This window comes from Serratia sp. YWN4, from assembly GCF_055790845.1.
Genome location: NZ_CM147696.1, coordinates 5,486,421 through 5,499,621, shown reverse-complemented (window position 1 = coordinate 5,499,621; position 13,201 = coordinate 5,486,421). Strand labels below are relative to the sequence as shown.

At 54.8% G+C, this 13,201-nt stretch carries 12 protein-coding genes; 6 read left to right on the top strand and 6 right to left on the bottom strand.

What is annotated here, in order from left to right:
- Positions 1 to 38: 38 nt before the first annotated feature.
- From yidC to rpmH, 4 genes are read right to left on the bottom strand one after another with little or no spacing between them, the layout of a single operon-like run.
- A complete protein-coding gene (yidC, locus tag ACX9GT_RS25270) occupies positions 39 to 1,676 on the bottom strand; it encodes a membrane protein insertase YidC (RefSeq protein ID WP_473189238.1) in 1,638 nt (545 codons plus the stop codon).
- Between the two features lie 2 nt (positions 1,677 to 1,678).
- A complete protein-coding gene (gene yidD, locus ACX9GT_RS25265) occupies positions 1,679 to 1,936 on the bottom strand; it encodes a membrane protein insertion efficiency factor YidD (protein WP_037401295.1) in 258 nt (85 codons plus the stop codon).
- Positions 1,900 to 2,259 carry a ribonuclease P protein component gene (gene rnpA / locus ACX9GT_RS25260; protein WP_337264256.1) on the bottom strand — a complete coding sequence of 120 codons (360 nt, stop codon included), beginning with the start codon at positions 2,257 to 2,259 and terminating at the stop codon, positions 1,900 to 1,902. Before rnpA ends, yidD begins: the two co-directional genes overlap by 37 nt.
- 18 nt (positions 2,260 to 2,277) lie before the next feature.
- Positions 2,278 to 2,418: a 50S ribosomal protein L34 gene (gene rpmH / locus ACX9GT_RS25255; protein WP_004093983.1), complete on the bottom strand. Its 141-nt coding sequence runs from the start codon at positions 2,416 to 2,418 to the stop codon at positions 2,278 to 2,280.
- 742 nt (positions 2,419 to 3,160) lie between these two features.
- Here rpmH and dnaA point away from each other — a divergent pair.
- The 5 genes from dnaA (at position 3,161) to yidA (ending at position 10,161) form a co-directional block, all read left to right on the top strand.
- Entirely contained in the window at positions 3,161 to 4,555 is a 1,395-nt protein-coding gene (gene dnaA / locus ACX9GT_RS25250; protein ID WP_473189237.1) for a chromosomal replication initiator protein DnaA, read from the top strand.
- A gap of 5 nt (positions 4,556 to 4,560) precedes the next feature.
- Entirely contained in the window at positions 4,561 to 5,661 is a 1,101-nt protein-coding gene (gene dnaN, locus ACX9GT_RS25245; protein WP_473189236.1) for a DNA polymerase III subunit beta, read from the top strand.
- A 37-nt stretch (positions 5,662 to 5,698) separates the two neighbouring features.
- Positions 5,699 to 6,787 (top strand): DNA replication/repair protein RecF, encoded by a 1,089-nt coding sequence (gene recF / locus ACX9GT_RS25240; RefSeq protein ID WP_459400677.1) that lies wholly within the window; start codon positions 5,699 to 5,701, stop codon positions 6,785 to 6,787.
- Positions 6,788 to 6,805: 18 nt separating this feature from the next.
- Complete coding sequence (gyrB, locus tag ACX9GT_RS25235; protein ID WP_473189235.1) at positions 6,806 to 9,220, top strand: DNA topoisomerase (ATP-hydrolyzing) subunit B; 2,415 nt, start codon at positions 6,806 to 6,808, stop codon at positions 9,218 to 9,220.
- Between the two features lie 125 nt (positions 9,221 to 9,345).
- Complete coding sequence (yidA, locus tag ACX9GT_RS25230; protein WP_473189234.1) at positions 9,346 to 10,161, top strand: sugar-phosphatase; 816 nt, start codon at positions 9,346 to 9,348, stop codon at positions 10,159 to 10,161.
- Positions 10,162 to 10,249: 88 nt separating this feature from the next.
- On the opposite strand, the gene ACX9GT_RS25225 is transcribed toward yidA, so the two are convergent.
- A complete protein-coding gene (locus ACX9GT_RS25225) occupies positions 10,250 to 11,206 on the bottom strand; it encodes a threonine/serine dehydratase (protein ID WP_473189233.1) in 957 nt (318 codons plus the stop codon).
- Between the two features lie 119 nt (positions 11,207 to 11,325).
- Between ACX9GT_RS25225 and ACX9GT_RS25220 the strand changes: the two genes are divergently transcribed.
- On the top strand, positions 11,326 to 12,606 hold the full coding sequence (locus ACX9GT_RS25220) for a DUF3748 domain-containing protein (protein WP_473189232.1): 1,281 nt from the start codon (positions 11,326 to 11,328) through the stop codon (positions 12,604 to 12,606).
- Positions 12,607 to 12,627: 21 nt separating this feature from the next.
- Here the strand turns inward: ACX9GT_RS25220 and ACX9GT_RS25215 are convergent, their stop codons facing one another.
- Positions 12,628 to 12,972 carry a YceK/YidQ family lipoprotein gene (locus ACX9GT_RS25215; RefSeq protein ID WP_473189231.1) on the bottom strand — a complete coding sequence of 115 codons (345 nt, stop codon included), beginning with the start codon at positions 12,970 to 12,972 and terminating at the stop codon, positions 12,628 to 12,630.
- Positions 12,973 to 13,201 lie beyond the last annotated feature (229 nt).

Sequence of the window (13,201 nt, the reverse complement as noted above, 5' to 3'; positions counted from 1 at the left end):
CGCAGAAGGGGCGCAAACTGCAACCCCTTGGCTACGCCTTAGGACTTCTTCTTGTCGCGGCTGTGTAAGCCACGTTTTTCCAGACCGCGATAAATAATCTGCTGCTGGAGGATAGTCACCAGGTTACTGACGATATAGTACAGCACCAGACCGGACGGGAACCACAGGAAGAACACGGTGAAAATCACCGGCATGAAGGTCATGATCTTCTGCTGCATCGGGTCGGTCACGGTGGTCGGTGACATCTTCTGGATGAAGTACATGGTCACACCCATCAGGATCGGCAGGATGTAGTACGGGTCCTGCGCTGACAGATCGTGGATCCACAGAATGAACGGCGCGTGACGCAGTTCAACCGAGCTCATCAGCATGTAGTACAACGCCAGGAAGATCGGCATCTGGATGATCAACGGCAGGCAGCCACCCAGCGGGTTCACTTTCTCTGCTTTGTACAGCGCCATCATTTCTTGGCTCATGCGCTGTTTGTCGTCACCGATACGTTCACGCATCGCCTGCAATTTTGGTTGCAGTAAACGCATTTTGGCCATCGAGGTGTACTGCGCTTTGGTCAGCGGGTACATGATGCCACGCACGATGAAGGTGATGATGATGATCGAGAAGCCCCAGTTACCGATAAAGCCGTGGATAAACTTCAGCAGTTTGAACAGCGGCTGGGAAATGAACCACAGCCAGCCGTAATCCACGGTCAGATCGAGATGCGGTGCCAGTTCGGCCATCTTATCCTGCAACTCTGGGCCAACCCACAAGGTGGCACTCAGTTGCTGCTGCGCGCCGGGTTGTACCACCACCGGAGTCGACTTAAAGCCGATAGCGGAGAGGTTATCGCCAGGTTTTGCGGTATAGAAGGTGTTTTTACCCTGAGTCTGCGGCACCCACGCGGTGGCGAAATACTGTTGCAGCATGGCCACCCAGCCGCCCTGCGTGGTGATATCCAGGTTCTCGTCCTTATCGAACGCATACTTCTGGTATTTATTGTCACTGGCAGAGTAAGCCGCGCCACGGAAAGTGTGCAGTGCAAAGTTGTTGCTGCCGGTGTCGCGGTGTTTTGGCAACTCGGTGCTTTGCTTGAGCTGGCCGAACAGCGTCAGTTCCAGAGGCGCTTCACTTTTGTTGAGGATGGTGTAATCCACACCAACCCCGTAGTGATTACGCTTGAGGACAAACGTCTTGGTGAACACCGAGCCGTCTTTGCCGGTAAAGGTCAGCGGGATACGCAGCTCATCCTGGCCATCTGCCAGCGTGAAGGTATCTTGCGCGGCTTCAAACAGAGGACGTTCGCCGTTTGCCGGGTTGTCCGGGCCATTTCTGCCGGTCAGGCCGCTTTGTGCCTGATAGACAAACGCCGGTGTGGTTTCCAGCAGTTGGAATGGAGTCGATGAACCCAAAGAGTCCGGGTAGGCCAACAATTTAGCCTGTTCGATATCACCACCACGGGTATTGATGGTCAGCGACAGTACGTCAGTATTAACAGTAATCAGTTTACCCTGACCACTGGCTGGCAAAGCCTGGCTGGCAGCATCACCGGTAGCAGTGTTCGCAGTCTGTTGCGTGGTCTGAGCGGCTGGTTGCGGAGCATTGTCCGTTTGCCAGGTCTGCCAGATCATGAAAGACACGAACAGCAGAGCGATGAGGAAAAGATTGCGTTGCGAATCCATCGTTAGTGTTCTCTGTTATCGTCGGTTTTCGGCGGCACGGGATCATCGCCACCTGGGTTCAAAGGGTGGCATTTTAATACGCGTTTCAATGCTAACCAACTGCCTTTTAACATGCCAAACCTGCTTAATGCCTCAATTGCGTAATGAGAGCATGTCGGCTGGAAGCGACAACGAGGCCCAAGCAGCGGACTGATAACGAGCTGATACGCCCGTACCAGCCCGATCAGGATGCGGGAGCCTGGCGACAGTGGCGACGCCATAATTTTTCCAAAGCTTCCGTCAGCGCGCGGTTATCCAAATCCGCTATCCCTTTTTTAGCCACCACGACAAAATCCATCGCCGGTAACTCGTGCTGACGTAAACGGAAGCTTTCGCGGGTGAGGCGTTTGATCCGGTTGCGTTCATGCGCGCGTTTGACGTGTTTTTTGGCGACGGTAAGACCGATGCGGGGATGCCCCAGCAGGTTTTGGCGGCCGAGGATGGTGATTTGCGGCGTGCCAGCCCGTTGTGGCTGCTGGAAGACGAAAGTGAAATGAGTGGGAGTTAACAAACGTAACTCCCTGGGAAAAGCGAGCTTAACCACTCAGCGGGTTAGCTTTTATTACTTAGAAACAGTCAGACGAGTACGGCCTTTCGCACGACGGCGGGCCAGAACTTGACGACCATTTTTGGTGGCCATACGGGCACGGAAACCGTGGCTACGGTTACGCTTCAGTACGGACGGTTGGAAAGTGCGTTTCATAGCGATTTCTACCTAAACTTAAATGAATTACTGAGAAGTCAAATGCGTTTGGCTACTCGGCGTGAAGACGACCGACGCCTCAATCGCATATAAAGAGGCGGGATTGTAATAATTGTACAGTCCTGAGTCAATTCGCATCACGCATCAACCCTGCATATTTCAAGCCGCAGCTTTCCTGCACCTTGAGATCTGCTTGGGTATAGCCCTACCTGGTTGCTTGCCAAATACGGAACAAAATCCCGGCCTTGGCCCGTGGTCACCGCAGAATCCCGTCTGGCAAATCACTCACCGTTAAGGAACCAGGTATCACACGTAGGGCGAAGATTATACGGACTCGGGGTGAAATCGCAAGGATCCCGGTGCGATCCTGCGTGTTTAACGTGAGGATCCTACGTGGATAACAGGGTATAACTCGTTTATGCCGTAAAAACCTGCTGTCGCAGGATCAGATCTCATCAGCGTTGCGCTACAAGTGGCTAAAATACAACCACTCACCAATGGCTGTGGATAAAATGGATCTAATCTGTGATGAAGGGGAGGATCTCTTGCGCATATTGCGTTATGATCCTTCATTCCGATCGCGATCCCAAATGAGGGATCGTCAGGGACATAAACCGTGAAAGGCGGTTCGCATGCCCCACAGGTTTTCGGCCGATGCCGGGCGTGTGTCAAAAAATCATGAGTTATAAAAAAGTAGCCTGATTCTTTTCTTTTTATTGATCTTGTTCGAGTGGAGTCCGCCGTGTCACTTTCGCTTTGGCAGCAGTGTCTTGCCCGATTGCAGGATGAGTTACCTGCCACAGAATTTAGTATGTGGATACGCCCATTGCAGGCGGAACTGAGTGACAATACCTTGGCGCTGTATGCGCCCAATCGTTTTGTGCTGGATTGGGTTCGCGATAAATACTTAAACAATATCAATGGCCTGCTAAACGATTTCTGCGGTACTGATGCACCGTTGCTGCGTTTTGAAGTAGGCAGTAAACCGCTGACGCAAACCATCAGTCAGCCCGTTACGGCCAGCGTCAGCAGCGCGCCAGTGGCCCCCGTGGTGCGCATGGTTGCACCGTCGCGCCCCAGTTGGGACAACGCGGCACCGCCGCCCGAGCTGTCATACCGTTCCAACGTGAATCCCAAGCACACTTTCGATAACTTTGTTGAGGGTAAGTCTAACCAGTTGGCGCGCGCTGCGGCCCGCCAGGTGGCGGATAACCCAGGCGGAGCGTATAACCCGCTGTTCCTTTATGGTGGCACTGGCTTGGGTAAAACCCACCTGTTGCATGCGGTGGGTAACGGCATCATGGCGCGCAAGGCCAATGCCAAAGTGGTTTACATGCACTCAGAACGCTTTGTGCAGGACATGGTCAAGGCATTGCAGAACAACGCCATTGAAGAGTTCAAGCGTTACTACCGCTCGGTTGATGCGCTGCTGATCGATGACATTCAGTTTTTTGCCAACAAAGAGCGTTCACAGGAAGAGTTTTTTCATACCTTTAATGCCTTGCTCGAAGGCAATCAACAGATCATCCTGACCTCGGATCGTTATCCCAAAGAGATCAACGGCGTTGAAGATCGTCTGAAATCCCGCTTCGGCTGGGGTCTGACGGTGGCGATCGAGCCGCCGGAGCTGGAAACCCGCGTGGCGATCCTGATGAAAAAGGCCGACGAGAACGATATCCGTCTGCCGGGCGAAGTGGCGTTCTTTATCGCCAAACGCCTGCGTTCCAACGTGCGTGAGCTCGAAGGGGCGCTGAACCGGGTGATCGCCAACGCAAACTTTACCGGCCGTGCCATTACCATTGATTTCGTGCGCGAAGCGCTGCGCGATCTGCTGGCATTGCAGGAAAAGCTGGTCACCATCGACAATATCCAAAAGACGGTGGCGGAGTACTATAAAATCAAAATCGCGGACTTGCTGTCTAAACGGCGTTCGCGCTCGGTTGCCCGCCCGCGCCAGATGGCGATGGCATTGGCAAAAGAGCTCACCAACCACAGCCTGCCAGAAATCGGCGATGCGTTTGGTGGCCGCGACCATACCACGGTGTTGCACGCCTGCCGCAAGATAGAGCAGCTGCGTGAGGAAAGTCACGACATCAAAGAAGATTTCTCCAATTTAATCAGAACATTGTCGTCATAGCGCATATGAAATTTATCGTTGAACGTGAGCATCTGCTAAAACCGCTGCAACAGGTGAGTAGCCCATTGGGTGGCCGCCCGACGCTGCCGATTCTGGGTAACCTGCTGTTGCAGGTGACGGAAGGTTCCCTGTTGCTGACAGGAACCGATCTGGAGATGGAGATGGTGGCGCGCGTTGCCCTGTCTCAGCCCCATGAAGCGGGCGCGACTACCGTCCCCGCGCGTAAATTTTTTGATATCTGCCGTGGCCTGCCGGAAGGCGCCGAGATTACCGTGCAACTGGAAGGCGAGCGTATGCTGGTGCGTTCTGGCCGCAGCCGTTTCTCGCTGTCTACGCTACCCGCAGTGGATTTCCCGAATCTGGATGACTGGCAGAGCGAAGTTGAATTCACCCTGCCGCAGGCAACGCTGAAGCGCCTGATCGAAGCCACCCAGTTCTCGATGGCGCATCAGGACGTGCGTTACTACCTGAACGGTATGCTGTTTGAAACCGAGGGGGAAGAACTGCGCACCGTGGCCACCGACGGCCACCGCCTGGCGGTATGTTCGATGCCGATTGGTCAGCCGTTGCCAACCCATTCGGTGATCGTACCGCGTAAAGGGGTGATGGAGCTGGTGCGCCTGCTGGACGGCGGCGATACGCTGTTGCGGGTGCAGATTGGCAGCAACAATATTCGCGCCCACGTGGGGGATTTTATTTTCACCTCCAAGCTGGTTGATGGTCGTTTCCCAGATTATCGCCGCGTATTGCCGAAGAACCCGGATAAAACGCTGGAAGCGGGCTGCGACTTGCTCAAGCAGGCGTTTGCCCGCGCGGCTATTTTGTCGAACGAGAAGTTCCGCGGTGTGCGTTTGTACGTCAGCCAGAACCAGCTCAAGATCACCGCCAATAACCCGGAACAGGAAGAGGCGGAAGAGATCCTTGATGTCAGCTATGACGGCACCGAGATGGAAATTGGTTTCAACGTCAGCTACGTGCTGGATGTGCTGAATGCGCTCAAGTGTGAAGATGTGCGCCTGTTGCTGACTGATTCGGTTTCCAGTGTGCAGATCGAAGACGGTGCCAGTAAGGCGGCGGCCTACGTCGTCATGCCAATGCGGTTGTAGTTCTATAAAGAAGTACCGGTATCGGTAAAGAGATTGCATGGCACTGACGCGCTTACTGATTAAAGATTTCCGCAATATCGAAGCTGCCGATCTGGCACCCGCACCGGGATTTAACTTCCTGGTGGGGCCCAACGGCAGCGGTAAGACCAGCGTATTGGAAGCGGTGTATACGCTTGGCCATGGGCGCGCGTTTCGCAGTTTGCAGGCCGGGCGGGTGATCCGTCACGATCAGCCGGAGTTTGTCTTGCACGGCCGGATCATCGAAGGCACAGAACGTGAGTTATCGGTAGGATTAAGCAAGAGCCGTCAGGGTGACAGCAAAGTGCGTATTGATGGCAGCGATGGCCATAAAGTGGCTGAGCTGGCCCAGTTATTGCCCATGCAGTTGATTACCCCTGAAGGCTTTACTCTGCTAAACGGCGGGCCGAAATATCGGCGCGCTTTCCTAGACTGGGGCTGTTTTCACAACGAACCCGGTTTTTTCACCGCCTGGAGCAACCTTAAAAGGTTACTGAAGCAGCGCAATGCCGCGCTGCGCCAGGTCAGCCGCTATGCGCAGATTCGCGCCTGGGATCAGGAACTGATCCCGTTGGCCGAACGCATCAGCGAGTGGCGGGCATCCTACAGCGACGCAATTGCCGCGGATATCACCGCGACCTGCGCGCAGTTTTTGCCCGAATTTGCCCTGAGTTTCTCTTTCCAGCGCGGTTGGGATAAAGAGAGTGACTACGGAGAGCTGCTGGAGCGCCAGTTTGAGCGCGACAGGGCGTTAACCTATACCGCGTTGGGGCCGCATAAAGCGGATTTCCGTATTCGTGCTGAAGGCACGCCGGTAGAGGATATGTTATCGCGCGGTCAGCTTAAGTTGCTGATGTGCGCATTGCGCTTGGCGCAGGGTGAGTTTCTCACCCGCCAGAGCGGGCGGCGTTGCCTGTATCTGATTGATGATTTTGCCTCCGAGCTGGACACCGGCCGTCGCCGGTTGCTGGCCGATCGCCTGAAAGCCACCCAGGCTCAGGTTTTTGTCAGCGCTGTCAGTGCTGAACAAGTAACCGACATGATGGGTGAAAAGGGCAAGATGTTCCGCGTGGAACAGGGTAAAATAGAGGTTCAACCACAGGACTAAAATGAGCGAGAAACGTTGATGTCGAATTCTTATGACTCCTCAAGTATCAAGGTATTAAAAGGGCTGGACGCGGTGCGTAAGCGCCCAGGCATGTATATCGGCGATACTGATGACGGCACCGGTCTGCACCACATGGTGTTCGAGGTTGTGGACAACGCTATCGACGAAGCACTCGCTGGCCACTGTAGTGACATTCAGGTGACCATCCACGCCGATAACTCCGTCTCAGTACAGGATGATGGTCGTGGTATCCCAACCGGTATTCACGAAGAGGAAGGGGTGTCTGCGGCGCAGGTCATCATGACCGTGCTGCACGCTGGCGGTAAATTTGACGACAACTCCTATAAAGTTTCCGGCGGCCTGCACGGTGTGGGCGTCTCGGTGGTTAACGCCTTATCCGAGAAGCTGGAACTGGTGATCCGCCGTGAAGGCAAGGTGCACGAGCAGACTTACTGCCACGGTGAGCCACAGGGCCCGTTGAAAGTGACGGGTGACTCCGAGAAAACCGGGACTACCGTGCGCTTCTGGCCGAGCTACCAGACCTTTACCAATAACATCGAATTTGAATACGACATTCTGGCCCGGCGCCTGCGTGAGCTGTCGTTCCTGAACTCCGGTGTTTCTATCCGTTTGAAAGACAAGCGCGATGGCAAAGAAGACCACTTCCATTACGAAGGGGGCATTCGGGCGTTTGTTGAATACCTCAACAAGAACAAAACCCCGATCCACCCAACGGTGTTCTACTTCTCCACCGTGAAAGACGACATCGGTGTGGAAGTGGCGTTGCAGTGGAACGATGGTTTCCAGGAAAATATCTACTGCTTTACCAACAACATCCCACAGCGTGACGGGGGTACTCACCTGGCCGGTTTCCGTGCCGCGATGACCCGTACCCTGAATACGTACATGGATAAAGAAGGCTACAGCAAGAAGTCCAAGATCAGCGCGACCGGTGACGATGCGCGTGAAGGGCTGATTGCCGTGGTTTCGGTGAAAGTGCCGGATCCGAAGTTCTCTTCACAGACCAAAGACAAGCTGGTGTCTTCCGAAGTGAAAACGGCGGTTGAATCGCTGATGAACGAGAAGCTGGTGGATTATCTGATGGAAAACCCATCAGATGCCAAAATCGTGGTCGGCAAAATCATTGATGCCGCCCGCGCTCGTGAAGCGGCGCGTAAAGCGCGTGAAATGACCCGCCGTAAAGGCGCGCTGGATCTGGCTGGCCTGCCGGGCAAACTGGCGGACTGCCAGGAGCGCGATCCGGCGCTGTCTGAACTGTACCTGGTGGAAGGGGATTCTGCGGGCGGCTCGGCAAAACAGGGGCGTAACCGCAAGAATCAGGCGATTCTGCCGCTGAAGGGTAAGATCCTCAACGTTGAGAAAGCCCGCTTTGACAAGATGCTGTCTTCACAGGAAGTGGCAACGCTGATCACCGCGTTGGGCTGCGGCATTGGCCGTGACGAGTACAACCCGGACAAGCTGCGCTATCACAGCATCATCATCATGACCGATGCCGACGTCGATGGCTCGCACATCCGTACGCTGCTGTTGACCTTCTTCTATCGCCAGATGCCGGAAATCATCGAACGTGGCCATGTGTTTATCGCCCAGCCACCGTTGTATAAGGTGAAAAAAGGCAAGCAAGAGCAGTACATCAAAGACGACGAAGCGATGGATCAATACCAGATCGCCATCGCGCTCGACGGCGCGACGCTGCACACCAATGAAGTTGCACCGGCCTTGGCGGGTGAACCATTGGAAAAACTGGTGGCTGAACACTACAGCGTGCAGAAACTGATCGGCCGTATGGAACGCCGCTACCCGCGCGCGTTGCTGAATAACCTGATCTATCAGCCGACCCTGCCCGGTGGCGATCTGGGCGATCGCGCCAAAGTACAGGCGTGGATTGAATCACTGGTGAAATTGCTGAACGATAACGAACAGCATGGCAGCAGCTACGACTACGTGATTAATGAAAACCTCGAACGTCAGATCTTTGAGCCAGTGCTGCGTATTCGTACCCACGGTGTGGATACCGATTATGACCTGGACTTCGATTTCATCCACGGCGGTGAATATCGCAAGCTCTGTACGTTGGGTGAAAAACTGCGCGGCCTGCTGGAAGAAGATGCCTATATTGAACGTGGCGAGCGCCGTCAACCGGTGGACAGCTTCGAACAGGCGCTGGAATGGCTGGTGAAAGAGTCGCGCCGTGGTCTGTCGGTGCAGCGTTATAAAGGTTTGGGTGAAATGAACCCAGATCAGCTGTGGGAAACCACCATGGATCCCGAGCAGCGCCGTATGCTGCGCGTGAACGTGAAAGACGCGATTGCAGCTGACCAACTGTTCACCACCCTGATGGGTGATGCGGTTGAACCACGCCGTGCCTTTATCGAAGAAAACGCCCTGAAAGCGGCGAACATCGATATCTAACGCGTGAATGAGTGATTAAAAATCCGCGCCGGTTCTCCTGCGCGGATTTTTTTATGCCGTTTTTAGCGCTGATATGGCAAGCTGAAACGTGTTGGCATGAAGAAAAACCACTGGGAGAGGCTCGAATGACCATTGAACTGATTGCAATTGATATGGATGGTACGCTGCTCGATCCGCAGCACCAGATTACGCCAGCGGTAAAGCAGGCGATTAGCGCAGCGCGCAGCCAGGGGGTGCATGTGGTGTTAGCCACCGGGCGGCCTTATGTTGGCGTACAAGACTATTTGCGTCAGTTGGATATTCAGGGCAGTGGTGATTTCTGTATTACCTATAACGGTGCCTTGGTACTGCAAGCGGCGGATGGTGCCTGCATTTTGCAGGAAACGCTCGGTTTTGAGGATTATCTCTATTGTGAGCAGTTGGCGCGGGAGCTTGGCGTGCATTTCCACGCGTTTGACTTCGATACTCTGTACACGCCGAACAGGGATATCGGTAAATACACCGTCCAAGAAGCGGCCATGACCGGTATCCCGTTGAAATACCGCAGCGTCGAAGAGATGGATCGCACTAGCCGTTTCCCGAAAGTGATGATGATTGATAAACCGGAATTACTCGATAAGGCCATTGCCCGCATTCCGGCAGCAGCGCACGAACGCTACACCATTATGAAAAGTGCGCCTTTCTACCTGGAGATTCTGCACAAGAATGTGGATAAAGGGGCCGGGGTGAAAATGCTGGCCGATCATCTCGGTATCCAACAGCAAAACGTGATGGCGCTGGGCGATCAGGGCAACGATATTGCGATGATCGAATATGCCGGGGTTGGCGTGGCGATGGGCAACGCTATTCCTGAACTGAAAGAGATCGCCCAGTTTGTGACCACCAGCAACACCGAAGACGGCGTGGCGCGCGCGATCGAGAAGTTTGTGCTGGATGTTTAATAGCTAGCCAAAGCGACCTGCCGTTAGCTCCCTCTCCCGCTGGGTTGGGGTGAGGGGCTCTTGCCAGAATACCCTTCACTGAACGCAGCTATTGGACGGCCTTCAGGTATTTCTCCAGCACGATGTTTTTACCGCACAGCACCACGGCCACTTTTTTCCCCTGAAACTCCGGGGCCAGTTTGCAGGCCGCGGCCAAGGCCACACCGGCAGCACCTTCAATGATCCAGCGATCGCTGGCGGCAATCATGCGCATCGCCTGCTTGATTTCCTGCTCGCTGACCAGCACTTTGCGGTCGATCACCTGTTGGCACAGCGGGAAAGTGATCGCACCCGGCTCAACGCCGCCAGCGGTGCCGTCAGACAGCGTCTCCTGCTCTTCCACCGGGTAAATATGCCCGGCCTCCAGCGCGCTGTACATGCTGGTGGCGTTTTCTGGCCAACAGGCAATAATCTGCGTTTTCGGCGATAACTGCTTCAATACGCTGCCGATACCGGCAATATAACCACCACCACCGACAGCGACGAACACCGCATCCAGATCGGGCTGTTGCTCCACCATCTCTATTCCACAGGTGCCTTGACCAGCAATGACCTGAACGTCGTTATAAGGGGAAATATAGGTTTTATGCTGTTCGCGGGCGGCTTTTTCCCCGGCTAATTCAGCATTCAACGCATCACCCGCTATCAGCTCCACCTGGCCCCCGAGCGCGCGAATGGTTTCCAGCTTGATGGCGGCGGCGCTTTCAGGGGCATATACCGTGACGTTAACGCCCATCAGCTTGCCTGCTAGCGCGACCGCCTGGCCGTGGTTGCCCGTGGACGCCGCAATAACGCCTTGCTGACGTTGTTGATCGCTCAGCAGGCGCAACTTATTGCTCGCTCCACGGAATTTAAACGAGCCGGTATGCTGCAAGTGGTCGCATTTCAGATACAGTTCACAGCCCAGTTGTTGCGAAAGCAGCACGCTGTGCTCCAAAGGCGTGACGCGAACCTGCGGGCGTAACTGCTGGTGCGCCAAAACAATCTCATCAAATAAATTATTCATACCGATTCCTTTAAACTTTTTTATACCTACCCATCATACTTCAAGTTGTCTGTGCGATGCCTGATAATGGGCTCATCTTGCTGGACCGACATCGATAGAGAAAAACAGGAGGCCACGCCATGAGCCATCGGGAACAACAGTTGACGTTTGCTCCGCACAACCATCAGTTAACCAACATTAACACCTGGACGCCATGCAGCCAGTGGCTGGCTTATGATGTGCGCCCTAACGGCGCCTCCTTTACCGGATTGACCATTGAGCGCGTGAATGCGGTGAATGGTGAAGTGGAAGTGGTGTATCGGGCGCAGCACGGAGCGCATGTGGGTGTGGTGACGGTCAGCCCGGATGCACCGGCACGTTACGCGTTTATCCATGGGCCCGAACACCCGGATAGCCACTGGCATTACGATTTTCACCATCGCCGCGGCGTGATTGTTTGCGAGCCGGATCGCGAACTGGCGATCACCCTGGATGCGATGGATATTACCGCTCCTTATACGCCCGGTGCCCTGCGCGGCGGTACGCATGTGCATGTGTTCAGCCCAGACGGCAGCCGCCTGAGCTTTACCTATAACGATCACGTGATGCACGAACGCGATCCGGCGTTGGATCTGCGTAATGTCGGGGTGGCAGTGCCATTGTATGGCGTGAATCCGCCCAAGCAGCACCCGCGCGAGTATGACGGCAGCCATTATTGCGTACTGGTCAGTTCGACCACGCCAACTCCGCAGCCGGGCAGCGATCAGATCAATCGTGCTTATGAGGAAGGTTGGATTGGGCTACGGGGCTATCTCAAAGCCGATGGGAGCCGCCAGCGCTGGGCATTGGCGTTTATCGGCGATACGCTCTCTGCGCAGGGTGAAAAACTGCCCGAAGTGTTTGTGGTCGATCTGCCGGAAAACGATGCCGATTACGCTAAAGCCGGTAGTGCGCCGTTGCAGGGCACCGACAGCACATTGCCTGCGCCACCGCTCGGGGTGCAACAGCGGCGGCTGACGTTTACCGGCCAGCGCCGCTATCCTGGGGTGGCTACCGCGCCGCGCCACTGGCTGCGCAGTTCTCCAGAGGGTGATGCCATCGCCTTTCTGATGCAGGACGATCGCGGCGTTGTGCAACTGTGGACGATTTCACCCAACGGTGGTCAGCCGCATCAGGTGACGGAAGGTGTACACAGCATCCAGTCGGCGTTCAGTTGGCATCCGCAGGGGGGCAAGATCGCGCTGGTGTGTGATAACAGCCTGATGCTGTGTGACGTGAGCGACGGCAAAATGCAGCGCTTGACGCCGCGCACTCCGCAACCGCCGCTGGGGGATGCCGTGGTGTTCTCGCCAGACGGCAAGCAGGTGGCGTTTGTGCGCGAGGTTGAGGGATTCAGCCAGATTTTTACTGTGACAGTCTAAATGTGGGCCATCCGCCCACAATCAGTGAGAGGGGGCGTTCATGCCCTGACCAGGATTTCCGCTGGTGGCCTGATTTTGCTCTTCAGCCTGTTGGACGCGAGCCTTGGGTGATTTTGCTTTTTTATCGCTGTCTGAACGCAGATAGTCGTAAGGTAATAACAGGGTATCCATCGCCGCCGATAAGGGCAGGTCAATCGCCAGCAGTGGGATCATGGCCCAACTGGTGTCATCTTTTTTCATCATATTCACGTTGGCGCGCGTGCCAGCATAGTATCCCTGATCGGCACCGGTGTGGCTCATCACGCTGGAGCAGCCGCTGGTGGTCAACAACATGCAACTGGTCGCTATCATTTTCAGAGGTTTCATTAATCCATCCAGAAGGGTACGGTTTCCCTTAAATTTGCTTTATTACTTGAAGCTGTAGCGTCGTTGGCTGCGCAAGCGTTCTGATTTATCAGCTTATCACTCGGCGGCAACCTATATTGTATGTGATAAACCGACCCCCGTCGTTTCTGATGGACAATTTTTTGATCATCGATGGTTGAAATGAAGAAATCAAACCCCATTTTCTTATCAAGGCCAAATTAAGAACTTG

Excerpts from the sequence above, each read along its gene's own strand:
- yidC (WP_473189238.1), bottom strand. The coding sequence starts at position 1,676 with ATGGATTCGCAACGCAATCTTTTCCTCATCGCTCTGCTGTTCGTGTCT.
- yidD (WP_037401295.1), bottom strand. The coding sequence starts at position 1,936 with ATGGCGTCGCCACTGTCGCCAGGCTCCCGCATCCTGATCGGGCTGGTA.
- rpmH (WP_004093983.1), bottom strand. The coding sequence starts at position 2,418 with ATGAAACGCACTTTCCAACCGTCCGTACTGAAGCGTAACCGTAGCCAC.
- dnaN (WP_473189236.1), top strand. The coding sequence starts at position 4,561 with ATGAAATTTATCGTTGAACGTGAGCATCTGCTAAAACCGCTGCAACAG.
- recF (WP_459400677.1), top strand. The coding sequence starts at position 5,699 with ATGGCACTGACGCGCTTACTGATTAAAGATTTCCGCAATATCGAAGCT.
- gyrB (WP_473189235.1), top strand. The coding sequence starts at position 6,806 with ATGTCGAATTCTTATGACTCCTCAAGTATCAAGGTATTAAAAGGGCTG.
- yidA (WP_473189234.1), top strand. The coding sequence starts at position 9,346 with ATGACCATTGAACTGATTGCAATTGATATGGATGGTACGCTGCTCGAT.
- ACX9GT_RS25225 (WP_473189233.1), bottom strand. The coding sequence starts at position 11,206 with ATGAATAATTTATTTGATGAGATTGTTTTGGCGCACCAGCAGTTACGC.
- ACX9GT_RS25220 (WP_473189232.1), top strand. The coding sequence starts at position 11,326 with ATGAGCCATCGGGAACAACAGTTGACGTTTGCTCCGCACAACCATCAG.
- ACX9GT_RS25215 (WP_473189231.1), bottom strand. The coding sequence starts at position 12,972 with ATGAAACCTCTGAAAATGATAGCGACCAGTTGCATGTTGTTGACCACC.